At 45.5% G+C, this 23,786-nt stretch carries 16 protein-coding genes; 5 read left to right on the top strand and 11 right to left on the bottom strand.

Annotated elements, in window-relative coordinates; all coding sequences use genetic code 11:
- Positions 1-8: 8 nt before the first annotated feature.
- From V6W81_RS04425 to V6W81_RS04415, 3 genes are all read right to left on the bottom strand, one after another.
- Positions 9-1,058, bottom strand: a complete 1,050-nt coding sequence (locus tag V6W81_RS04425; RefSeq protein ID WP_338541746.1) for a siderophore ABC transporter substrate-binding protein — start codon at positions 1,056-1,058, stop codon at positions 9-11.
- Between the two features lie 405 nt (positions 1,059-1,463).
- A complete protein-coding gene (dhaK, locus tag V6W81_RS04420; RefSeq protein WP_338541745.1) occupies positions 1,464-3,233 on the bottom strand; it encodes a dihydroxyacetone kinase subunit DhaK in 1,770 nt (589 codons plus the stop codon).
- Positions 3,233-4,372, bottom strand: a complete 1,140-nt coding sequence (locus V6W81_RS04415) for a glycerol dehydrogenase (protein WP_056695150.1) — start codon at positions 4,370-4,372, stop codon at positions 3,233-3,235. Before V6W81_RS04415 ends, dhaK begins: the two co-directional genes overlap by 1 nt.
- 591 nt (positions 4,373-4,963) lie before the next feature.
- Here V6W81_RS04415 and V6W81_RS04410 point away from each other — a divergent pair.
- Positions 4,964-5,995 (top strand): PocR ligand-binding domain-containing protein, encoded by a 1,032-nt coding sequence (locus V6W81_RS04410; RefSeq protein WP_338541744.1) that lies wholly within the window; start codon positions 4,964-4,966, stop codon positions 5,993-5,995.
- A 72-nt stretch (positions 5,996-6,067) separates the two neighbouring features.
- On the opposite strand, the gene V6W81_RS04405 is transcribed toward V6W81_RS04410, so the two are convergent.
- The 3 genes from V6W81_RS04405 to V6W81_RS04395 all read right to left on the bottom strand — a co-directional run bounded on the left by V6W81_RS04405 (position 6,068) and on the right by V6W81_RS04395 (position 8,650).
- Positions 6,068-6,574, bottom strand: a complete 507-nt coding sequence (locus tag V6W81_RS04405) for an SMI1/KNR4 family protein (RefSeq protein ID WP_338541743.1) — start codon at positions 6,572-6,574, stop codon at positions 6,068-6,070.
- A gap of 79 nt (positions 6,575-6,653) precedes the next feature.
- On the bottom strand, positions 6,654-7,751 hold the full coding sequence (locus tag V6W81_RS04400) for a threonine aldolase family protein (RefSeq protein ID WP_338541742.1): 1,098 nt from the start codon (positions 7,749-7,751) through the stop codon (positions 6,654-6,656).
- Between the two features lie 23 nt (positions 7,752-7,774).
- Complete coding sequence (locus V6W81_RS04395) at positions 7,775-8,650, bottom strand: LysR family transcriptional regulator (protein WP_338541741.1); 876 nt, start codon at positions 8,648-8,650, stop codon at positions 7,775-7,777.
- A 138-nt stretch (positions 8,651-8,788) separates the two neighbouring features.
- Here V6W81_RS04395 and V6W81_RS04390 point away from each other — a divergent pair, with 138 nt between their 5' ends.
- The 3 genes from V6W81_RS04390 (at position 8,789) to V6W81_RS04380 (ending at position 10,488) form a co-directional block, all read left to right on the top strand.
- Positions 8,789-9,778 (top strand): quinone oxidoreductase family protein, encoded by a 990-nt coding sequence (locus tag V6W81_RS04390; protein ID WP_338541739.1) that lies wholly within the window; start codon positions 8,789-8,791, stop codon positions 9,776-9,778.
- Positions 9,779-9,845: 67 nt separating this feature from the next.
- Positions 9,846-10,076: a hypothetical protein gene (locus tag V6W81_RS04385; RefSeq protein ID WP_338541737.1), complete on the top strand. Its 231-nt coding sequence runs from the start codon at positions 9,846-9,848 to the stop codon at positions 10,074-10,076.
- Between the two features lie 22 nt (positions 10,077-10,098).
- Entirely contained in the window at positions 10,099-10,488 is a 390-nt protein-coding gene (locus tag V6W81_RS04380; RefSeq protein WP_338541735.1) for a hypothetical protein, read from the top strand.
- Positions 10,489-10,604: 116 nt separating this feature from the next.
- Here the strand turns inward: V6W81_RS04380 and V6W81_RS04375 are convergent, their stop codons facing one another.
- Together V6W81_RS04375 and V6W81_RS04370 are read right to left on the bottom strand one after the other, a co-directional pair.
- The gene (locus V6W81_RS04375; protein ID WP_338541734.1) at positions 10,605-14,690 is read right to left on the bottom strand and encodes an S-layer homology domain-containing protein; all 4,086 of its coding nucleotides are present in this window, start codon (positions 14,688-14,690) and stop codon (positions 10,605-10,607) included.
- Positions 14,691-14,723: 33 nt separating this feature from the next.
- Positions 14,724-17,207 carry an S-layer homology domain-containing protein gene (locus V6W81_RS04370; protein ID WP_338541733.1) on the bottom strand — a complete coding sequence of 828 codons (2,484 nt, stop codon included), beginning with the start codon at positions 17,205-17,207 and terminating at the stop codon, positions 14,724-14,726.
- Between the two features lie 319 nt (positions 17,208-17,526).
- Here V6W81_RS04370 and V6W81_RS04365 point away from each other — a divergent pair, with 319 nt between their 5' ends.
- Entirely contained in the window at positions 17,527-18,315 is a 789-nt protein-coding gene (locus V6W81_RS04365; protein ID WP_056695170.1) for a formate/nitrite transporter family protein, read from the top strand.
- Between the two features lie 248 nt (positions 18,316-18,563).
- On the opposite strand, the gene V6W81_RS04360 is transcribed toward V6W81_RS04365, so the two are convergent.
- The 3 genes from V6W81_RS04360 to V6W81_RS04350 all read right to left on the bottom strand — a co-directional run bounded on the left by V6W81_RS04360 (position 18,564) and on the right by V6W81_RS04350 (position 23,469).
- On the bottom strand, positions 18,564-19,004 hold the full coding sequence (locus V6W81_RS04360; protein ID WP_338541732.1) for an acetyltransferase: 441 nt from the start codon (positions 19,002-19,004) through the stop codon (positions 18,564-18,566).
- A gap of 111 nt (positions 19,005-19,115) precedes the next feature.
- Positions 19,116-20,642, bottom strand: coding sequence for a glycoside hydrolase family 30 protein (locus tag V6W81_RS04355; RefSeq protein ID WP_338541731.1), 1,527 nt, complete (start codon positions 20,640-20,642; stop codon positions 19,116-19,118).
- A 121-nt stretch (positions 20,643-20,763) separates the two neighbouring features.
- The gene (locus tag V6W81_RS04350; RefSeq protein WP_338541730.1) at positions 20,764-23,469 is read right to left on the bottom strand and encodes a glycoside hydrolase family 3 C-terminal domain-containing protein; all 2,706 of its coding nucleotides are present in this window, start codon (positions 23,467-23,469) and stop codon (positions 20,764-20,766) included.
- Positions 23,470-23,786 lie beyond the last annotated feature (317 nt).

Genomic DNA, 23,786 nt, shown 5'->3' with positions numbered 1-23,786 from the left:
TCCTTTTACTACTTCGCTAAAGTTTCTGATAGGTTGTTGAAGATTTTAATGAATGTCTCGATGGATTCATTCGTGTACGTGTCGTTCGGAGCATACATAATCTGTCCTTTAGTAATCGCCGTTGTGTTTTTGAGAGCAGGTGCATTATCAATAACGTCTTGAGCAGGAACAGAAGCTTCATCGGAAGAAATAGCCGCATCACGATCCAGTACGAAAATCCAATCCGGATTGCTCTGAGCAATAGCTTCAACGGAAATATCATCACCTTGGTGATCAGCAGAAGACTTGTCAACTTCTAGAGCTGGTACCCAATTGAAGATTTCATACAATGGCCCCCATACACGACCAGAGTGAGGAGCTGAAAAACCGATATCCCCTGCAGAAACAATTACACTCATCACTGTATCTTTGCCATTATAAGCCGCTTTTGCTGCTTCAATAGATTTATCGAATTCAGCGTTCAGTTGGCTAGCCTCTTCTTCTTTATCGAAAATTTTACCTAAGCTCGTCGTTGTATCTTTGAATCCGTTAACCAGGTTTTCTCCAGGTGTTCCGGCTTCAGCAGAAACATCAAAAGTAAGATCAATTACTGCTGCATTAGGCACTAATTTTTTGATATCTTCATAGAATCCTGAGAATCTTTGACCAACAATAACAAGGTCAGGCTGGATTGATGCCAGCAACTCCAGATTTGGTTCGCGATGATTACCGATATTCTGTACAGCTTCATCAGCTACATATGGTGAATTCCCAGGCATAACATCCTTCGGGACAGCCGCTAATTTAACATCCCAGTTCGCCAATGTCTCAAACGTTCTGTTATCTAGAGCAACGACATTTGTTGGGTTTACAGGAACAGTTACCGTTCCATGTGCATCTGTAATTTCAACTGTGGAAGGAGTAGCAGGAGTCGCCGCACTTGTTGAGGTACTAGTGTCTGTTGCATTTGTACTCGTTGCATTCGAATTCGTAGCTTCATTACTGGAACATGCCGCGAGCACCAACGCCAAAGCTGCCACCATCATAAACATGAATTTTCTAGAAATAGATTTTCTCATTTGTATCCCCCTAGGTTAAATATGTATGACCCATAAGTAGCGTCATTTGGATGAAATCATTATCATGTTAAATCCTCAGAGATCAATTCACGATGAATCCCGAACCCCTTTGTTCTGTATTCCTGAGTTACAATTTAAACAAATGATAGTGATTATCAATATCAATAGGTCTCATTATACCAACTTAGCGAGCATTTTCAACAGCCCATGACCTGTAATATATGGCGAAATTATGAATACAGACTTATAATCGTCTCTTCTTTTCACATGATATGTACCCATTCACTTCCTTAAAGAACGGCATTTCACTACCAAAAAGGAGTATCACGATGTGATACTCCCTTGTGGTAAACCTATTCAAAAATTTATATTTATCGTTGAGATTATCTGACATTTCACAACATTTTATTTCATCGACTCAGACAATTCAGTGAAAATAACACCCAATGCATACGCACCAGCATCAGGGTATCCTAGACTACGGTCACCAACCGTACCTGCACGACCCATGCGAGCTACGATGTCTTCCGTTTTCTTCGCACCTTCGACCGCTGCTGCTGCACCTTTGGCAAATGCCGTTTTGAAGTCGTCTCCCGAATCAGCGCTTTGTGTCCAAGAATCAGCACAAGGTACAAGCGCATCAATCAAGGTTTTGTCACCGACAACCGCACCACGTCCGAAGGAGCGTTCGCCAGTGGACTGAATGCCTTGAACTGCAGCTTGAATCATCTCAGCGAATTCAGCCACACTCAATTGCTGCTTATCGCCTACAGCTTTGCCAGCCGCACGGAATGCCGAACCCCAGATCGGGCCGGATGCTCCGCCGCAATATTCCATGATAACCAATGAACATGCATCAAGGAATGAACCGATGTCCTTTTTCTCTTCGTTAATGATATGATTCCATTCACGTTTCAACTGGCGGAAGCCTTTGGCCACACTCATCCCGAAGTCACCATCGCCCGCATGAGAATCCAGCTCACAGAACGGTACTTCATTCTTGATGATGATCTCACCCATTTTGTCGATCAGGTACACGACGTTATCGAGGGAGAACTGATTGTTGTTGATTACCGCAGACGTTGCAGGTGTCTCAACCTCGAAGGATACTGGAGCATCCTCACTCACAACTGCTTCAAGTGCTTCAGAATACGCTACTTGGGCAACCGGCGCACCGGAGACCTTGAACGCAGGCGTATCGCTTTCTTGGAACAACAACGTTTTCAGTTCATCATCCAGTTTCAGGATGGTTACCGAAGCACCTGCCATATCGATACTGGTCATATAGTTGCCTACAAACGTTGTAGCAACCTTCAGACCTGTATGTCCTGCAAGTTCACGTTGAACGGAGTTGTTCAGCAAGTACAATTCTTGTAGCGGTGTAGCGCCAAATCCGTTCACAAGCACAGCAATCTCCGCAGAAGCGTCATTGTCCAGCTTCATATCTGCCAGCAATGCTTCCACCATACGTCCTGCGAGTTCATCCGCAGACACAATTTTCTCCCGACGAATCCCTGGCTCACCGTGGATTCCCACGCCGAACTCCATCTCATCTTCCGCAATTTCAAATGTCGGAGTACCTTTCGCTGGTACAGTACATGAAGTGAAGCCAAACCCGATACTGCGTACGTTCTGCGCTGCCTTCTCAGCAACCTGTTTCACTTCATCCAGACTGCGGCCTTCTTCTGCCGCTGCTCCGGCAATCTTGTGAACCAGTACAGTACCAGCAACACCACGGCGTCCTACTGTGTACAAGCTATCCTGTACTGCGATATCATCCTCAACGCGCACATATTGTACGTTAATGCCGTCTTCCTCTGCCAGATGAGCCGCATTCTTGAAGTTCATCATGTCGCCACTGTAGTTTTTGATAATCAACAGCGTACCTTTGTTGCTAGCGGTAGCTTTGATCGCCTGGTATACCTGAATCTGTGAAGGGGATGCGAATACATCTCCACAGACAGCCGCATCCAGCATGCCTTTACCTACATAACCTGCGTGAGCCGGCTCATGTCCGCTACCGCCGCCACTAATCAGGCTAACTTTATCCGCATTAATCTCTCTGCGCTTGATGACTTTGTATTTCTTCAGAAACTCAAGCTCTGGGTGCGCAAGCGCAATCCCGTTGCACATTTCCATTACAACATTCTCAGCCTGGTTTATAATTTTTTTCATTATTTTGCCTCCTGGCGAGCTTTGTACTCCCGTCCGATTCGGTCAGCTGCTGCGATGGCAGCGGCCACTTCAGGAACTGTGATTGGGAATGGCATTGCGTGAATGGATTCTTCCGGAATACAAGCAATCTCTGCTACTTGGATCAGTTCTTCTTGCGTAATTGTTTCTACACCGATATCCGCCAGGCTTACAGGTAGTCCTACAGCAAGGCAGAAGTCCATCACTTCGTGCAGCTCTTCGGTTGGTGCATTCTCAAGCACAAGCTGGGCAATGGTACCGAAGGATACTTTTTCTCCATGGAAGTAGTGGTGTGTACCTTCAAGAACAGTCAGACCGTTGTGGATCGCATGTGCTGCAGCCAGACCACCGCTCTCGAATCCAAGACCAGACAACAGAATATTCGTCTCTACGATGTTCTCCAGTGCTTGGGTTACCACATTACTATCACTAGCTACTTTAGCTTTTGCACCGTCAGTAAGAAGCATCTCATAACATAGCTTCGCTAGTGCAAGTGCTGCATTGGTACCTACAGCAGAAGGTGTATATCCTTCACGTGATCCCATCGGTAGGCTCGCGTTCACACGAGAATAGGATTTAGCTGTTGCTCTTGCTTCAAAATACGTAGAAAGTGCATCTCCCATACCGGAAACAAGGAAACGTGTTGGTGCATTGGCAATAACCGTTGTATCTACAAGCACAACACTTGGGCTTTGTTTGAAGTATGCATAATCATCGAATGCGCCTTCTGGTGTGTACAATACAGCAGAGTGACTTGTTGGTGCGTCCGTTGCCGCAATCGTTGGGCAGATGATCAAGGCTTCGCCTTCTGCTACACATTTGGCCGCATCGATCGCTTTACCACCACCAAGACCGATCGTAGAGTCGCAACCTTTTTCCTTTGCGATCTCTTGCAGACGAGCAACTTCCTCGCGGGAACATTCGCCTTTAAAACCGCTTTCAACAAACGTAATATTGAATTTCTCAGCTGTTGCATCCAGCTTCGCTTTGACACGTTGTACATCATCTGGGTGAGCGATCAAGAGCGCGGAGTCCCCGAATGATTTTACAAAATACCCCAAGTTAAGTAGTTCGTCTTCACCTTGTACATATTTCGTTGGGCTGATAAATGCTTTTCTCATAGTAGAAAACCTCCTATAAAATATTTAATGGATTAACCATTCAATTCAACATATAAAATTTTAAATGACTCACAATAATATAAATATATATCAGGTATGTGAGGTTTACAGTGGATTTTGATAACAAATTATTATAATTTGCAATCGTATTTTTTTGCTTTTTACTACAATCATGGTATCTTATTGTCATGGGCTTTTTATACATTACCCACAGGCATTACATTTTAATATGTACAAATTCCTAACTTTTAGAGGTTGTTCAATAAGTCCATTTTTGATTCACCGTATGAATATAAGTTCAACTAAAGAATGTTTACACCTGCCACTCCGATGACAGAATAACCTTCCGATCGCTGTTATCCCCAGATTTTTTTTGCATTCCCTTCTTCAAAGGGAAAAACGGTGATAGTCTATGCTTTCGAGGTAGCTTTCTTTCAGAAAGCTTTTAGGCGCACGCTTCGCTTCTTCACGTTATTTCTGTCCTCTCCGTTCTCGTGTAAAAAGTTTAGTTAACTTATATAACTGATTCAAACAAGAACATAACGTAGGACGACATACCGTATTGATCCAGCCTGCTATGGAGGTTTCACCATGATTAAGGAATACTTGCATATTAATAAAATTCTTGACCTAACCAAATGGAAGCGGCTACAGGACTCACTTGCCACCGTGACGAAACTAGCTATCTTAACCGTGGATTACAAAGGGATTCCCGTGACCAGTCACAGCAGTTGTCAGGCGTTCTGCCAGAGTGTACGCAAAGATCCCGAGCTACTTCCCTATTGCCAAAAATGTGACTCACGCGGCGGTCTGGAAGCTGTTCGATTGAATGAACCTTATGTATATCTATGTCATTTCAACATTGTAGATATTGCGATTCCCATCACGATTGATGGAAAATATATTGGGGCTGTCATGGCTGGACAAGTTAAGCTGGCTGACCCGGAGAAAGGCACCGATCTGGAACAGATCGTGACCTCCAAGAATGTACCGATGCATGCTGAGAAGCTGAAAGAGTTACAGGAAGAGTATGACCAGTTACCCGTCATGACCTATGAAGAGGTTGTGAAAATTTCGAATATGCTGTCTCTGCTCTGCAACTATATAGTAGAGGAAGCACTAAACAAAAATCTGCTGGTGGAAATGTTCGAGAAGGCCTCCGGCAATCAGCAATCACTGAACCTCGCGACCATCCTGCCGGGGTATTCCATTCGTAATATTGAATCCATCAAAAAAGAAATGACTAATGCGATTGCAGATGCTTATCTGAAAACCAGCCCTAATGAAGCCGAGACTGCTAATCCGGTGTTACAGCCCGCCTTTGAATACATTCATGGTCACAAAAGTGAGCAGGTTTCGTTGAAACATATGGCTGAGCTCTGTCACCTGAGTCCAAGTTATTTTAGTCGATTATTCGCCAAAGAAACGGGTGAGAACTTCACGACTTATCTAGCTAAACTCAAGATAAAATGGGCCAAGCAATTACTTGAGATAACCGACATGCCTGTCTCTCAGATTAGTGATGAACTGGGATTCAATGAATCAGGTTATTTTATCAAAATCTTCAAGAAATTCGAGGAAATTACCCCTGCCCTTTATCGTAAATACATCCAAAAGCAATGAACCCTAGGCTCGAATGAATCGAAACTGGAAAGAGGTGATGCTCCATCACCTCTACTTACACCAGTCCATATTTCACCGGAACCCATTGCCTCTCTCCTGCTCATCTATGGATTTCATCTGTCCCTGAACCCATATTGCTGCTTCTGCCAGCATCGTCATTAAATCATCAAAATCAACAGCAACATCCTCTAGAGGAAGCTCATATGCATCATGAACCAGCATTAACACTTTGCCAGAGGTCTGATCCAGTATAGCGATACTCCCCTCACCAAATCCGCCAATTGGAAACGGCTCAAGTTCCGCTGGAAGATCGTATTCAAGCTTGTACTCGCGGTATGCCTCCAGAAACTCGGGATATGCCCAGTCTAATTCCTTTACCGAATACAAGGCAGGATCACCGAAGTTGCAAGCACCGAATTCAAGTAAAAGCGCGCGATAAGCTGCGGGAATGTTCACGTTATGCTTTTGCTCAAAAGCCTGCATGTCCTGTTCTGTATCAGGTTTGCATCCCTTACCCATCGTGGTCTGATAAGCTTGTACCAACAGCTCCCGAATGGAATCCAATTCAGTTGACGTCATACGGACTCCTCCTCGAATGAAAAAGATAATAAGATAAGAAACAATTCCACTCTTTACTCTTTATGATCTCATCCTTAGTTTACATCGACTGCTTCTGCATCTCTTCGTTCAACCATGTCAGCGCTGCTCGCAGCTTAGCCTGTGGTATGTGCTCATAACGATCACCCATAGAGAGTTCGAAGGCACAGCTGTTTCCGCTTGTTTTGTTCAAATATGACGTAATGCCTATCCCGTAATGCTGCGTCATCTGCACAAGCAGAGGTTCTACCTCCGAAGCTGCGAGTGCAATGTGAATATGGAACATATTCGATACGGGAACTTCAGGTAATGTACGTATGCCGTGACATGCGTTCAACAAGGCAGCCAGCTCCTGAGCCTGCTCGTAATACAGCTGCATTTTGCCAATTCGCTCGTTATAGTAGTATTGCGAGCTTAGAATATACGGATATAGGCCAATTAGATCGCCACCGTGACGTCGTTTCCATACTTTGGACTCCTCCATCACATCCGTATCCCCAGCAAGGATCGCCCCCGCGATGCCACCAATCCCCTTATAAAAGGATATGTATACACTATCAAACAGACTGCATATCTCAGCAGGTGTCTTCTGATAATAAGGTGTAATCTCAAACAGACGCGCTCCATCTAGATGAAGCTTAATTCCACGTTCACGACAATACGCTGAGATAGACTCCAGTTCTTCGTAACTTGGCAATTGCCCACCAATCTCCCGCTGCGGCAGCTCAAGTAAGAGGCAAGCAATCTCCTGATTCAATCCTTGTACATCTTCTAAACGAATGAGCCGATCCTTATCTGCCAGTAAAATGGTTTCTATCTGATGCAGCTCCTTCAGCCCATCTTCTTCATGAATCTCCAGATGGGCCAGCGGGTGATACGCAACTCGTTTCAGCCCTTGGCGATCACACCAGATCCGCAATGCAATCTGCTGTGCCATCGTTCCACTTGGGAAAAATACAGCTGCTTCCTTACCGAGCACATCAGCCATCTGCTGTTGAAAACTATCGATGACTGCACCGTTGCCATAGTGGTCACTTGCCAGCTCTCCATCCACATGCATGAATGCTTCTTGGAGAACTTTAATCTTTCTGCTGCCATGACCGCCGATAATATATTCCGCATCCTGAAAAGCTGTAGCTAACGTTAGAGATGATTCCATTCTTTATTCACTCCTTCTATTTACTAACTGCCCTTCTCGTCTGTCTTCAACAATGATAACCAGGCACGCATGGCTCCTGACAAATGCTCACTGTGGGAATAGATGAACCCCACTTCCAGTCTGCAGTAAGGCTCAGGCAATGAGTAGATATGCACTTCGCCTCTAGATTGCGCTTGAACCACCGTGGAACGTGGCAGAAGAGATACACCCAGCCCAGCAGAGACGCCATGTATGATATTGTCTAACGTTCCATACTCGGTAACCTGTATGGCTGGTACCCCTTGATCCCTGAGTAATGCCTCTGCCTGCTCTCGATGTGTGCAGCCTACTTCAAAGAATAACATCGGTTTGCTTAACCATTCTTGGAGTTCATATGATTCCTGTGTTCTAGGCTCTGCGATCAGTACCAATTCTTCTTCGAGTACCTTCATATAGTTCAGATCGGGAATATTCTGTGGTCCATAGATGAAGGCGCCGTGCACCTCATGCCGAATGACCTTTTGCATCAGCTCATGGGTTCCACCCGTCGCCAGGGCGGGTTGCACATCCGGATAGCGTGAAAGATACTCCGCCAATAGTGGAGTTAGCAACTTCGATACGGCTGTCTCAATCGACCCCAGACGAAGTGAACCTACAGGTTTATCCCCTATTAACACCGCTTGCTCCGCTTCATAGATCAGACTGACAATTTTGTCTGCGTACAAGAGCAGATTCTCACCCGCCGGCGTGAGCGACATTCCCCGATTAGACCGTCGAAATAGAGGTGTTTGCAGCTGTTCTTCGAGCTGTCTGATCCGTGTTGTCACATTGGACTGCACATAATTCAGTGCTATTGCAGCTTTGCTGATACTGCCTTCGCGGGCAACCGCCTGAAATATTTTCAAATCTCCTGCATCCATGCCCTAATCACCTGCTTATTATCTATCATCGTTTTTGATATTCACCTTCATTTTTGTTCATTTTACGTGAATCTCTCCCATCTGTACAATGAGGCTCTATACGCAACGTTATACCATACACAAGGAGGAAAAAGAGAGATGAAAGCTATGATGCATGCTCAGCATACCGGACGTCAAGGTCTTCAATTCACATCAACAACAGCCCGAGCACCAGGGGATGGCGAGGTACAGATTCAATTGAAATCGGCTGGCATTAACCATCGTGATCTGTTTATTATGGCAGCGCGTACCGCTCAGGACGAGCCGCTCATTCTTGGATCGGATGGGGCAGGAATCGTTGTCGAGATCGGAACAGGTGTGCATGGTTTATCTGTAGGTGACGAGGTCGTAATCCATCCAACCCTTCATTGGGAGCATGCTGTTGATGTGCCTACTGTCCCTGATATTGTAGGTGACCCTACCCCTGGAACTCTCGCACAATATATTACGCTACCTGCGAGAAATGTCTTGCCCAAACCCTCTCATCTATCATGGGAGGAAGCAGGTGTGTTATCCCTTTCAGCCTTGACCGCGTACCGCGCCTTATTTACTCGTGGTGCGCTTCAGCCGGGCGAACATATTCTAATTCCGGGGATCGGCGGAGGTGTAGCAACCTATGCCCTACTCATGGCTGTTGCCGCAGGTGCCAAAGTAACCGTTACTTCAAGAAGCGAGGCGAAGAGAAATCAGGCTCTACATTTGGGTGCCTCTCAGGCATTAGACAGTCATGCAGATTGGCAACTCTATGGCGATCTTGAACCGGTTGACATAATTTTGGATAGCATCGGACAAGCGATGTTCCCGAAATATTTTGATATAATTAAACCAGGTGGACGCATTGTCATGTATGGAGCAAGCTCAGGAGATGATCTGACGTTGCCGATTCGATCGATTTTCTTCCCACAAGTTAGCCTGATCGGAACCTCTATGGGTAGCCGTGAAGAGTTTGTACAGATGCTGCAATGGCTGGAGAAACATGACATTCATCCGGTGATCGATCGGATCTATTCGTTACAGGATACTGTTGAAGCGTTCGAACGTATGGCTAATGGAGAGCAGTTTGGCAATCTCGCCATACATGTGGAGTGACATCTGAGTTGGTGGAGCTCCATTAATGGATAACCATGACAAGAATAAACCTTATGGGGGTGTGCATATGACTGAAGTTACTCGTATAGAGCTGATCGAATGGGTTCGTAAGCTGATGAACGTGGAAGGAACAGAGGCAGAATTAGATGATATGTTAAGCGAGCTACAGCAACAGGTACCTTATGCAGAGATCAGCAATCTCATTTACTGGGATGATCGAGACCTGTCTCCTGAGCAGATCGTAGAAGAAGCACTCGCTGCCCGTCCTATCCAGCTTCCGCCCCCGTCCCAATCTTAAGGATAAGGAGGCTACGCCTACAATGACGGATGGACTCGATAACAGTAACCATGAACGAGACGACCATAATGAACTTGGTGAGCATTCAACCCGCCCAATTCATCTTACCCAAGGGGAGATCAACGCGCTGGAGAAAGCGATTATGTATCTTAAGTTTGAATGCAACGAGACCGATTCCCTCCTTTACGCAGGTAGCCCCTTACTGAACAGCGTATTGGAAAAGGCGCGTGATGCAAGTCAATTCGGAGATTTCGCGAAAGACTTCCACTCTCGCCCTAATGAATATGCGGAGACATTCATGCGTGACAAGTTAGAACGCTCCTACGCAGAAGAATTAGCGCCGCGGGAACGATCCACAGTACAGAAGGATGAAATTCTGCGAGCATGTATGTTTCCATATCCGGTTAAATAAAAAAATCTCTATACTCTTAGGTTGAGTATAGAGATTTCTTCATGTTTAGGTTAAGGAGACGCTTGATTCGATTCGTTCGAACGACTTGCCACTATCCCTTGTAATTGATCGCAATCCTACGGATTGTGGTAACCGATATACTGTATAGTTCCTTTCGGAAACTCATTCCATTCACCCGTTAACGAGAACTGCTGTGAACCTGTATAGATACCACCTTTGCGAACAATAGTTCCTCCAGCAGGCATAAATCTATCATGTGAATCGGGGTCACCTAATACATCCACAACTCGTCCATCCTTTTTGAGAACCAGTGCAACGACATTGTACTCATTCGGATTAATAGGATTATATAAATAAAGGAAATCATTAACATATCCAAAGTGAGTTTCATCCATAAAATCGTAATATGTCTCATTAACATATACCCCAGGTACATTAGCATTAATATCAAACAAATTCTTTGTAACTATACTCTTCGTGGAGGTTTGGTTCATCCATTGATGCACCTCTAACTGATACCCTGACGCTTTGAGGGACGGGTCGCCACCTCCAGTGTAGTGCACTTGCACAACAACCTTCTCAGCTCCTGCATCCACATATTGCGAGAAAAATAGCTCTGGCGTTCCTTGAGTTGTCGAGTTCACCTGAACCACTACTGCTCGGCCATCATTACCGATAATCCAGAATAATAGCGGAGATACGGTTAAAGGAATTTGAGAAGAAGTAATAATATCTGGTCCTGTAAAGGTCGAGTATGCCGTACCGCTGTATAGTTGGAAACTCGATTGACCGGGAAACCAATTGGATGCTGCAAAGGTCAGCGGATCTCTTATACCAGACTTGGTGCTAACCTGTATGACACCACTGTTTACCAGAGTAGCGGTACGAACATTAAAGGTGTAATCTACCTTCCCACCTTTTCCATCATCCGCAGTCACTGTCAATGGAGCAACCGTATTCCCTGTTCCTGGTTTCAGCGTCAGCATACTACCATTAATATTAGCATCCACCGCTTCATTCGAACTGTTGCTAATCTTGAATTGTAATGAATCCCCGTCTGGATCACTGAACAACTGCCCTAAATCAAATGTGCGCTCATTCGTTACATTCGGCGTTAAGACTTGGTCGTAAATGGTACTTACAACCTCAGGTACCGTGTTAGAGCTAGCGTGTTCCCCTTGTACGACCAGTTCTACGAGTGCTTGTTCACTTCGCCCGCTTTGATCATGCAGCATGAACAATACCTTCGTATTCCCTTCCGCAACAGGGGCAATCTCAACCTGTAAACCACCAGTAGAAACGGTAGCAATATTTTCATTTAGTGTTATAGCATTGACTGACAAGGTACTTGTATCAAAGCCCGATAGGTATGGAGCAAGATCCATATCCAGAGTAGTCCAAGGCCATGTTATTGTTTGATCTGGAATGGTGGCAATATTTCCCGCTTCGACCACCTCTACGTCAATATACGATACAGCCTCTTGTCCTTGAGGATCACTTGCAACAATTTTAATCTTTGTTGTACCAGCCTGAATTGCACGTAGAGTCAACATATTGTTCGTTACGCTTGGTTCCAGCATAGATACATCATCGGGATTGTCCAAGGATGCAACGTAGTTCAATGCTTCGCCCTCTGGATCTATGAAATAGTTAGACAATTCAATGATCTGATCGTTTTTTCCAAGAACAAGAAACTGCTTGGGTGGGCTATCTGTCAGAACTGGAGGCTGATTCGGTATGGACAACACCTCTACCTCGAATGCTCCATTCACGATTCCTCCATTACCATCACTCACGGTGTAGGAAACGGTGTAGGTTCCGATTTGGAGTGCAGATAAGTTCAATACACCCGCATTCTCTTCAACAGCAAGGCCATCTGGGTTGGAAGAAGATGCCGTATACGTCAAAGAATCACCGTCTGGGTCTGTATAATGCTCATTTAAGTTTGTTCCAGGGATTACATCCCCTAGGTATACATTAACTTTTGCAGGAATTGCGCCTACAGGTTCACGGTTAATATGTGGCAGAACAACAATTCTCAGATCCACTTCTGTAACACCTGTACTGCCGTCATCGGCAACCTGCTGATCATCCACTTTAACTTTAAGTACAGTTTCCCCTACCTTTTTGGGTGTTAATTTCAATATCGTGCCGTTCACTTCTGTACCAACGATGTCTGTGTCCGTGTTGATTACACTGTACAGCAGCTCTGATTCTTTTTTCTCATCATCCATGAAATAGATACTAAGATCCAAATTATCGCTGTCTGATTCAGCATGAAGTTCTTGATCTGGAATAGGTGATGCCAAAGGTGATGCGTTTACGCTAACCTCAAATGTGGATCTTAATCTTTTGCCTCGACCATCATTCGATGCAATCGTAATTGTAGCCATGCCATGCTCTAATGGAACAATACTTAATTGAGTTCCCGTAAGCACAACCTTGGCAACGGACGATTTGGATGAGCTAACAGTATACGATATCACGTCACCATCCGGGTCGGTCACATATTCGTTAAGGTTTAACGTTGCCGCCTGCCCATTGCCCGTCAATTTACGATTTTCGAATGGCTTGATTAGTTCAGGCGAACGATTCGCCACAACGGGAGGCGATTCACTGCCACCACCACTGCCGCTACTGCCAGTGCCAGCTCCACTTGTTCCTCCAGAAGAAGACGATGTTGGTGTTGTAGTTGTGGTTGTTCCTGTATTTCCACTTACTGCTGATGAAGTTACTCCCGTAGCCAAAGAAACATCAGACACCTTTACATTGCCAGCTATATTAATTTGGGAAGCTGGATTGTTAACTTGAAGCTGTTGGACGGTACCTGCCGTATTCAAGCTTATTGCACCCGTCCCCTCTACTTTAAGTTGTTGGATCGCAACGTTACCATTCAGTTGCAAAGGCTTCGTTGAATCCAGAACAACCGTACCGATAGCTCCTTTCAGCTCTACCTGGCTCGTCCCTTCAACAATCGTTAACAGCGGAAGCGTTGCGGTTGCTGCAATATCAACCGTACTATTGGATTCCACACTCACCTCTTGAGCACTGGTATTTCCTGTTAGCGCAACATGCACATCGGTTTTGTTAATTCCTACAGTGTTCAGAACGGAGTTATCAAATACAACCGTATTGGGATCACCACCATGAACTAACACGGACTGTTCTACTTTAATATTCTGGGCGTAAAAATCATGCTCCATCTCAGGGGCAATTGTCAGCTTACCTTTTACCGTAAGTCCCTGTACTGAAGTGAAGTCTGCCTTAATCGTCAAGTTCCCATTCAATACAGCTCCGTTACCATTCAACAACAAATTATTACTGAATTCCGGCTTACCTTCGGCCGCTTCTAAGCCACCCGTTCTGATCTCCAGTTCATTAATTTCAGTAATGGTTCGCTTATGGCTCATGAACTTTATTCCAGCTTGGTTCAACATCGCCTTATTACCTTCATTCAGAAGACCGGCCACTTGCTCAGAGGCTTGATAGGTGACTCCATTGATCTGAATCTGATTTCCATGAATGGACTGAACAACAGATAGTCGTATTTCTGGAAACATAGCTGACAGCAACATTCCGACAGCTTCGCTTCGAACAAGTCCTTGTTTAACTTTAATATCTCCGTGATACTCGCTTAGAAGATCCTCCTTCTCCGCCGTCTGAATATACGGAATCGCCCATGAACTTGCCCCTTTCCAATCCGAGGAAAGAGGGTCCTTCTGAGCTTCCTTTTCAGCAATAGAAGTTGCTCTCACCAGGACCGTTATAAGCTCCTGCCCCGTAATCGGCGCTGTTGGGTGGTAACTCCCTTTAGCATCCCCCTGTAAAAGTCCAGCCTGCTTAACCGCTTGAATATACGGTGCTGACCAGCTATTAGATGGGACATCGGCAAAAGGTGCTGATGCTTGTTTATTTATCGTTAACCCAAGCGATTGAGCCAATACAACCGCCAATTCTTGGCGAGTAATCCGATCGTTCGCCCGAATATCTCCGTTAGGGTCACCTTTAATGATCCCCATCGATACTGCCCTACTCATTGCATCGCTCAACTTCGTGTTGTTGGAATCTTGCGCAACCGTTGATACGCCAGACGCAGACATAGCCTGCGTCACTGACTTATCATATTGTGCAGATACGGGTACAGCGTTGGAAAGTAATACTGCGATCAAGGTGAGCTGTACAATTCTGCTTATTTTGGACATAGGGGTACTCCTTCAAAATGTAGTCTATCTGTATTATGGGGTAGGAGTTGATGAAGTATAGTTGCCTAGACCATCATATTGGTTCGCACCTTGTTCAACCCATTGGGTTGCATCATAGGATGTATTCCCATGGACAACGCCGGTTGTTCTTGTAATCGATTGAGCTGGTTTCATCATGGCAGTATCCAGAGGGTTGTCCTGACCATTTTGATAGAGCTGTAGGACAAACTCTTGAAGGCTCTGCTGATCTACGTTAAAAGAGATATAGTATTGATCGTCCTCGTCTATTGGGAAACCTGTAGAGTTATCTGCAATAACCAATGTGTTATAAGGTTGAATCGTCGTCCCATTTGCAAATTCAATTGGATCTCCACCATCACTACGTTTAATAGAATAACTGGATAGGTCAATTGCTTTCGAAGTCGGATTATATAGTTCAATTGCTTGAGTTTCCCCATCTCCCCATACAACCTCTGAAATAAACAGCCCCTTACCCGCATCCGGATCTGCCACATTAACCGTAAATGTAGTCTGCGTGCTGAGAAGAGTAGGGTCGGTAGCTCTCACTGTAATCGTCGCTGAACCAGCTTTATCCTTGAAATTTAACGTCAACGTATCTCCCTGCACACTCGTCTCTACTACTGACGGATCAGATGACTCTGCCGTATACGTGAGGGCATCTCCGTTTATATCACCAAACACACCCGCCAATTGAATCGGTTTACTCACTGTACCCAAATCAACATTCACCGTGTCCAGTGTTTTTAACACATGAGGTGGGAAGTTAGGGAATGGAGGTATAATGATGGGTGGGAACGTTGGAAATGGCGGGAATGGTGGAATCGGCGGCATTGGTGGTAAGAGAACCGGCGTAACCACGTAATTAAAAGATGCCGTTACACTACCTCCTTTGCCATCCGTAGCTTCTACCTTAACCGCTGTAGCCCCCTCTGATATAGGTGAAATTCCTAATGTTGAACCCTGGATACTTGCACTAGCGATGCCCTGATTGATCTCCGTAATTTCATAACTCAATTCATCCTCATCCGGATCGGAAAATACAGTCGTAAGATCGATCTGTTGTACAAGACTTCCCACAACCACCGTTCTATCCGTAATAGGGGCTTTGACAACAGGCAATTGATTTTCCGGAGTCGGAGGTACAACAACAGGTGGTTCCGGTTCCGGTTGCGGCTCTGGCTGCGGTTCTGGTTTTGGTTGTGGTTCTGGTTGTGGTTCTGGCTGCGGTTGTGGTACCGGCGTTGGTGATGGAGATGGCGAACCGCCTGATGAACCTGACGAACCTGCACTCGCAGTACTTGTCCCCTGACTGCTGGATGGAGTATTCGTAGAAGGCGTATTACGAATGATCTGTGAGGCTACTCCACCTTGTGGAAGCGTAACTTTGCCCGTTTTTACACTCGTAGGCAGTTGAATTAGAGACTTCACATCTTTCAGCACAATTTCTTTCCACGTGCCAGTTCCGAGAACAGTCACTTTGTCTGTTGTATCTACCGTCACGGCATCGATATCACCATCAATCGTGATTGAGGCTACACCTGGTTTCAGAACAACTTGGGACAATGTATCGGCTTTCAAAACAACATGATCTGCTGACACGGAAACCGTTCCTTGATAGGAGGTTCCTTTCAGATCCAAAGTGATTGAATCTTTAGCCGTACCTGCCTGGGTAACCTGAATCTCTGACACCGAAGATAGATTACGTGTGTGTGCGTCATACTTAATGACAGCGTTCTGTAGTGCTGCTTGGTTTTTCTCATTCAAAATGCTCTGCAATTCCTTGCTAATGACGAAAGGACGTCCATCAACATAGGCAACATCGCCGTCTAATTTTGTTAACGAGGCTGTCCGCTCTCCCGTCTGAAATACGTCTACCAAAACTTTGGCAATGTCTTGTCGTTCCACATAAGCCTTGGATTCGAACTTACCTTCACTTGAATCCAACAAGCCCAGCTTCAACGCTGTATGTACCTGTTCTTTGGCCCAACCACTCACTGTAGCTTCGTCCGAAAGCGTCTGTTTTTGGCCGCCTTTGGCACCTTGTGTTCCTGTGACTCTTACCAAAATTGATGCAAGCTCTTCCCGGCGAATTGGATCATTGGCACGGAAGTTCCCGGATTTATCTCCAGTCATCCATCCTGCTTTTTGGATGGCTTCAATGTAAGGCGCAGCCCAATCTGAATTTTTGACCCCAGTGTTCAATGTTTCTTGAATGGTTAGCTGTGATGCTTTGGCTAACAATACAGCCATCTCTCTACGAGTCAAATGCTGGCTTGGATGAAATGACCCATCCGGATAGCCTGAAATTAACCCTTTATTAACCGCTTCCTGCACCGCTTGCAGCGAAGTGGAACGAATATCCGTTTGATCGGTAAAAACCGACGTTGTCTGACCCTGTGCTCCCCCTGTTAGATCTGCTGCATTAGCGAGTTGAGTACTCGACAGCATGCCCACTATAACCGAAGTCAGCAACACTTTTTTCCAATCCTGATTCATGTACGTTTCCTCCCAAAGAAACTCGTTTTCGGCACATAGCTTATCAGGATGTTCTGAACAAATTCTGAACAGAAATGCTAACAGTAGTTCCAATTTAAAGGAGCTTCTCCAACGGGATTTTCCGAAGTTTCATTTAACATTGAAGATGGATGCAGGGTTTATTTTTTTTATTAATAATGGGTCTGAAATAAATTCAGATTTAGAAAATATTCTTTTTTTGAAATAACGTGCCTCTATCTAAAAATTCGTTATAATGGAAAGAACTTGGCGAGATTGGTAAGTTTATGAATTCACACAACTTAGTCATTGGAGGATGATTATGGAAACGGAAGGTTTACGTAATGTTGAGAGTTTGGCCTTGAAGAAACACAAGATTTTCAAACAAAGCTTAATGCGCTATATCGCACGCTCGATGCTGGCCAGTATGTTCATCGGGTTTGGGGTAATCGTAGCATTTAAGACAGGGAATTTCTTCTATATGGAACAATCCCCGTTTACATACCCAATGGCGGCAATCACGTTCGGAGCAGCCATCATTCTGATTGCCTACGGTGGTGGTGACCTGTTTACAGGCAATACGTTCTACTACACGTATGCTGCACTACGCAAGAAGCTACGCTGGCTTGAAGTGGTGAAGCTATGGATTGCAAGTTACAGTGGGAACCTCATGGGAGCCGCAGTATTTGCCCTATTAATCTATCTCACCGGTTTGTTTGATTCAGCTCAAGTTAATGGCTTCCTGCTCAGTGTGGTTGAACATAAAATGGAAGCTCCCACGATGCAGCTGTTCTTCCGAGGTATTCTATGTAACTGGCTGGTATGTCTAGCGTTCTTCGTCCCAATGTTTATGAAAGAGAACGGCGCCAAAATGTTCGCCATGATGCTCTTTGTCTTCTGTTTCTTCATCTCGGGCTATGAACATAGCATAGCTAACATGTGTACTTTTGCGATTGCTCTGGTGCTGAATCATCCGGGGACAATTTCGTTCGGAGGCGTACTCCACAATCTGGTTCCGGTTACACTGGGCAATCTGGTCGGCGGTGTATTCTTAATGGGCTTTATGTATTACACCGTGAACAAACCATTTTTAGATGAGGAGACACATTAACACAATGACCTAACCCCGTAACACAGACATAGGTTGCTTCCTCATGTAAGCCAGACAAGTGTTCAAGGACGTGTAAGATCGTTAAGCATTTGAACTAAAAAAACAGCAAAAAACCATCTCATTCACGATTTGAGATGGTTTTTAGTTTCCCGCATTTTTATATTATCCACTTACCCGCCCGATCCAACTTCAGAATGTCTTTACCCTCATAGATCACTTTCTCTTTCTTGGTCAATGTGCCGGCTTGTTTATGAAATCTCCAGATGCAGCAGCGGGAACGGATTGCCAGATCCATCGAGTTCAGAGCGCCCAATCTGTACAAACCCCATTTTCTTATAGAATTGAGCTGCTCCAGCATTCTGTTCATTAACATCCACCTTGAGGTGGTGTCCTTTGAGTTCGATGGTATGTTCGATCAGAAGACGTCCTACGCCCTGTCCATGCTGACTTGGATCGACGAATAACATCTCAATAAAGTTGTTTTGTAACCCGATAAAGCCGACAGGTTGTTGCTCCATATCTAGCGCTTCCCATACCTCAACTTGCCGTTGCTCCAGTATTTCACCTACCATATTTCGATAGAACTGAATGTCATGCTCTTCCAAAAACGTATGTGTTGCTCGAACAGCTCTCTCCCAGATCTGTATCAGCTGCTCATGATCTTGTTCACGGTATGAAACGATAACCATCCTTGAATACACCCCAATACGACTAAACTATTGTTTGTGTATTATTGTAACATTCTCAGCATACATCCAGTACCTGAGTAATCCAATCTTAATGCAGCTTTCCACTCGCGGTTATGTCTTCCAGCGGAATGTTACGGCCGATTTCGCAGGCAAGTTGTAGTGAAATTCTGCTCCATCCACCACCACTTTGAACGAGGCATCTTCCTCCCCCGTATTAGCCGCAACCAATACCATCGTGCCATCCGGATTGCGAAAAGCAACATGCTCAAGCTTGCCTTGCTCCTGATTGGAATCCACTCTTACTGCTCCAGGGCGTACAAACTTACTGATATGCCCTAATGCATAATACTCCACATTTTTATCTATTTTTCCACTTTCAGGATCAATGGTTACGACCCCGCGGCAGTTCTCACAACCGCCATTGGTTGGTCCTCCTTGCGGATCTAAAGCGATGTTCCAGAGCAACACACTTTGTGCCCAGTTTCGCGGTGCACCAATCATAAGGTTGGACATTTGCCAGCTCAGGTTTTCGCCAAAATCAGGGCTCCAGTCTCCACCACTGCATTCCGTAAAATAAATGGACTTGTCCGGAAAACGATCATGCACCTCCGACATGGCAGAAGGATCACCGGCGTAACAATGAAAAGCCGAGCCATCAATATAAGTCGCAGCCTGCTTATCCCCTAGAACTTGATTGGTGTACTCTACACCTTCATCCCAATTATGATCATACGCAATGATTCGGGTGTCTAGCTCTGCCTTTTTCAGTGCCGGCCCGAGGTAATCAAGTATAAAATGTGCCTGTTCTTCAGCCCCCATACTCATACTGGGATAATTCGGAGAGGTGAATCCAGGTTCATTCTGGAGTGTAATCCCGTAGATGGACAGCCCTTTGTCTTGGTAGGCTTGAATATATCTCACAAAATATTGTGCATAGGCTTCATACACTTGCGGATCTTCATAATTCAAGTACCAGCCATGTAAGGTCTTCTCGCCATATTTCATCCATGCCGGTGCTGTCCAGGGTGTACCCATGATTTTCATATGTGGCTTCAATCGGGTCACCTGTTGCAGTATATCTACCACCTCCCGATCCTGATCAATCGAGAAATGTTCCATGGTATAATCTGTTCCTGATTCCACATCATCATAGGTATAGCTTGCAGGCGCACCGGATGCATCCACCGAATAATCGGAAGCTCCGATGGTATGTCTGACTATATCTAGATTTAGTCCCTCAGAGGTAAACAAATCACGAAGCAATTGTTCCCGCTTTTCTTGTGGGAGTTGGTTCATAAGATGTGCTGACGACCCTGTCATGGCTGCCCCAAACCCATCCATGGTTTGATATGTCTTTTCAGGATTAATCGTGATTGTGGCTTCCAGTGGGGATGAGCTATTTCTTTCACTTTGAACTAACGGAATCGGCTGCTGCGGGGCAAGCAAGTGTTGCTGATCTCCTGTAGTTAACCAAGCTTCCACCTCGGCATGCGTCTGTTCGGCAGGTGGAGGGACGGGTTCTTCACTGACGCTACGTAACACAAGCCACAGCAGCAGCAGTATTATAAGGCATATGGCAAATACGATAACAACCCTCATTCGGCCGCTAAGCTTGTTCCGTAGGAGCACTCTTTTCATCTTATTCACACTCCTTATCCTATCTACTCGAAATTCTTCACTCATCTTGCAGCTAGGATTGTTAGATCTTATTGTAGAAAAAGCCGCGGCCCTAAGGCCACGACTAATATATCTATTCCTTCTATTTACCGGAAGGACTTCCGATATTCACACTACCTGTCAGACGGACATCATCCGAAGCGCTACCGACATAGATCGATACTTTACCTTTAGGCATGATCCATTCATTCGACTTCTCATCCCAATAAGATAAGGCGCTGCGATCCAGCTTGATGTTTACACGCTGTTGTTTACCCGCCTTGAGATCTACCTTCGCCCAACCAGCAAGCTGTTTGGCTGGTGTCTCCACTTTTGTTGGCAGATTACCTACGTATACTTGAACCACTTCGGCACCCGAACGTTTGCCTGTATTGCGTAAGTTGAGAGCCACTTCTACCGTTGCGCCCTCTCCCTTGCCACTATTCTTCACATGCAGATTGCGGTAATCAAAGCTTGTATATGACAGACCATGACCGAACGCAAATGTTGGTGATAGGCCTTGCTTTTCGTATCCTTTGTACCCTACAAAGATTCCCTCCGAATAGTTACCTACTCCGTTGACACCAGGGAACTGCTCTGCAGTTGATACTGGCGTTTGTTCGTCATCGGCAGGGAACGTTACAGGTAGCTTACCTGAAGGATTCACATCCCCGAACAATACCCTAGCAACAGCATTTCCTTGTTCCTGACCAGCATACCAAGCTTGTACAATGGATGGCACTTCTTTTTGCCAAGAATCCATCTCTACAGCTCGTCCACTCATCTGTACTACAATCGTCTTCGGATTGGCTGCCGCAACCTTGCGGATCAACTGCTCCTGATTGTTAGGCAGTTCCAGATCGGAACGGTCTACGTAACCCTCACTGTCATACGTACGTGTCACGACAACCGCTACGTCAGATTTTTTAGCCAGTTCAACGGCCTTTTCCATTTTGGCATCCACTGCGTCTTCCGGTGCTTCCCAGCCAAAACGAACCTGCGCTCCCATATCATGATTCGACTGTACTGGGAAATCCGTGCGATATTCAATACGAATATTATGGGATTCTCCTTCTTGCAAGGTAATACCCTTCTTGGTTGTGCTTAGAGTTGCACCCTGATTGTCCACAAGAAGCTGATCATCCACATACAATTTAGCAGAGCCTAGGCTCGTTAGAGATAGCTGATATTCGCCTGTTGTTGGTGCTGTGATTGCACCTGTCCAGCGAGCAGACATTTTGCTGTTAAACTTGGTCGGTGTCACTGGAAGTTTAGAAGACTGTGCATTGAAGCCTTCATAGTTGTAAAATCCAAGATTCATATTGACCTGATTGTCTGTGCGAACAAGTTCAGGGTCACCTTCCATATCTTTATTCGTCCAATATTCAGCATGAAGGCCGAATTCTGCTTGATCTGTTCCGTAGTTCTGCTCACTCTTCTGAGCATTAGCTGGAGACAAAATTGCAGACGGTACCGCAGATGGGCCGTTAAATGCATCCCCTGCCGAGACAGGGTCTGTTCCCGCTGCATACTTCACATCAACATCTTTTCCGGCACGTTTACGAATGCCTTCCAATGGGCTCACGGTATACGTTGGGTTAACCAGACTGCTACCGCCTCCAGCTGCAGATGCTGTATCTGCATCCGGGCCGATTACAGCAATGGAGTTCAGCTTATTATCGGAGAGTGGCAACATATTATCATTATTTTGCAGCAAAACCATACTCTCTTCTGCAAACTGACGAGCTTTCGCTCCATCTGCCTTCGCATTGATTGTTGTATTCGTTACAGGCTTATCGAACAGCCCTTTATCGAACATTTGAAGCAAAATACGTCTAACCTTTTCATCAATGGTTTGTTCGCTGACCTCGCCTTTGTTCACGGCCTCCAGTAGCTTACTTCCCCATTTACCGTACGGCTCACCTGGTGTCTCCAGATCGAGTCCAGCATTGGCGGATTCTACCGTACTGAAGTTGGCACCATAATCACTCATCACGAAGCCTTTGAAACCAATCTGATCCTTCAGTATGTTCGTCAGCAGCTCTTGGTTCTCACAAGCATATGTACCATTCACCTGGTTAAATGAACACATCGCTGATCCTAGATCGGCTTGTTCTACCACAGCCTTGAACGGTCGTGCATACACCTCTTGAATCGCACGCTCACTTGCTGTTGCGTTGGTGGTAAAGCGCTCCGTCTCCTGATTGTTCAGAAGATAATGTTTCGCTGTCGCGATCACAGGATTGCTCTGAATTCCGTTTACATACGCTGCTCCCATACCAGAAGCCAGCAACGGATCCTCACCCAGTGATTCGAAGTTACGAGAGCCCCATGGTGTACGTGCAATATCCAGCCCAGGGCCAAGCACTACATTGTGTGTAGTATCATGAGCCTCTTGTCCGATCAGATCACCGTATTTCTTAGCTAGATCTGTATCCCAAGATGCTGCCAGAGCAATCGGCGCAGGCAATGCCGTGGACTTTTTATCCTGAACATCCGGGTTCGCTACCCTCACACCTGCTGGTCCATCAGCCATCTGTAGTGCAGGGATTCCTAGACGCTCCAGCCCATCATTATAGAAACCATAATAGTTATTGACTTTACCTGTCACAAAACCAACCTTCTCTTCTAGCGTCATCGCTTGAAGTAGCAGTTCGGTACGTTCCTCCGCAGATAAGGATGTGTTCATCCATGGGCGGTCTGCTCCAGATTCTGCGGCGAAGGCGTGTAACGGCATAGCCGCAACCGCCACGATGATTAACACCATAAACCACCGTTTGAGGAAAATTAGATTGAATCTTCTGTTCATGTTGCGCTCTCCTTCTCTCTTGATCATTTGTCTTGTCTACACGCTTGAATACATGTATACAAGGGAATGCAGACTGGCGTGTGTCCAGCTCTTCAAGCATTCAGGTAAGCCTTGCATCTTACGTTCAGAAACCACCGCTTACAAGCAAGCGAGCGATTTCGCTTTCTTACGATAGCTGACCCACGACGAGATTGCATCCCCTTAAATATGGAAATAGGCTGGATAAACGGCTCCTAGTTCTTATGCATCATGCGGTTTTAAATACACTTAACAATAAAAGAAAGCGAATTAATTACATTTCCGTAACAACTTTTGTA

Source organism: Paenibacillus tundrae (assembly GCF_036884255.1).
Taxonomy (GTDB): domain Bacteria; phylum Bacillota; class Bacilli; order Paenibacillales; family Paenibacillaceae; genus Paenibacillus.
This window is presented reverse-complemented; position numbering and strand designations above follow the sequence as displayed.

Bases quoted from the DNA above. Each gene is read 5' to 3' on its own strand.
- V6W81_RS04390 (WP_338541739.1), top strand. From the start codon at position 8,789: ATGAAAGCTATGATGCATGCTCAGCATACCGGACGTCAAGGTCTTCAA.
- V6W81_RS04385 (WP_338541737.1), top strand. From the start codon at position 9,846: ATGACTGAAGTTACTCGTATAGAGCTGATCGAATGGGTTCGTAAGCTG.
- V6W81_RS04425 (WP_338541746.1), bottom strand. From the start codon at position 1,058: ATGAGAAAATCTATTTCTAGAAAATTCATGTTTATGATGGTGGCAGCT.
- V6W81_RS04400 (WP_338541742.1), bottom strand. From the start codon at position 7,751: ATGGAATCATCTCTAACGTTAGCTACAGCTTTTCAGGATGCGGAATAT.
- V6W81_RS04395 (WP_338541741.1), bottom strand. From the start codon at position 8,650: ATGGATGCAGGAGATTTGAAAATATTTCAGGCGGTTGCCCGCGAAGGC.
- V6W81_RS04370 (WP_338541733.1), bottom strand. From the start codon at position 17,207: ATGAATCAGGATTGGAAAAAAGTGTTGCTGACTTCGGTTATAGTGGGC.
- dhaK (WP_338541745.1), bottom strand. From the start codon at position 3,233: ATGAAAAAAATTATAAACCAGGCTGAGAATGTTGTAATGGAAATGTGC.
- V6W81_RS04360 (WP_338541732.1), bottom strand. From the start codon at position 19,004: ATGGTTATCGTTTCATACCGTGAACAAGATCATGAGCAGCTGATACAG.
- V6W81_RS04415 (WP_056695150.1), bottom strand. From the start codon at position 4,372: ATGAGAAAAGCATTTATCAGCCCAACGAAATATGTACAAGGTGAAGAC.
- V6W81_RS04355 (WP_338541731.1), bottom strand. From the start codon at position 20,642: ATGAAAAGAGTGCTCCTACGGAACAAGCTTAGCGGCCGAATGAGGGTT.
- V6W81_RS04405 (WP_338541743.1), bottom strand. From the start codon at position 6,574: ATGACGTCAACTGAATTGGATTCCATTCGGGAGCTGTTGGTACAAGCT.
- V6W81_RS04380 (WP_338541735.1), top strand. From the start codon at position 10,099: ATGACGGATGGACTCGATAACAGTAACCATGAACGAGACGACCATAAT.
- V6W81_RS04350 (WP_338541730.1), bottom strand. From the start codon at position 23,469: ATGAACAGAAGATTCAATCTAATTTTCCTCAAACGGTGGTTTATGGTG.
- V6W81_RS04410 (WP_338541744.1), top strand. From the start codon at position 4,964: ATGATTAAGGAATACTTGCATATTAATAAAATTCTTGACCTAACCAAA.
- V6W81_RS04365 (WP_056695170.1), top strand. From the start codon at position 17,527: ATGGAAACGGAAGGTTTACGTAATGTTGAGAGTTTGGCCTTGAAGAAA.
- V6W81_RS04375 (WP_338541734.1), bottom strand. From the start codon at position 14,690: ATGTCCAAAATAAGCAGAATTGTACAGCTCACCTTGATCGCAGTATTA.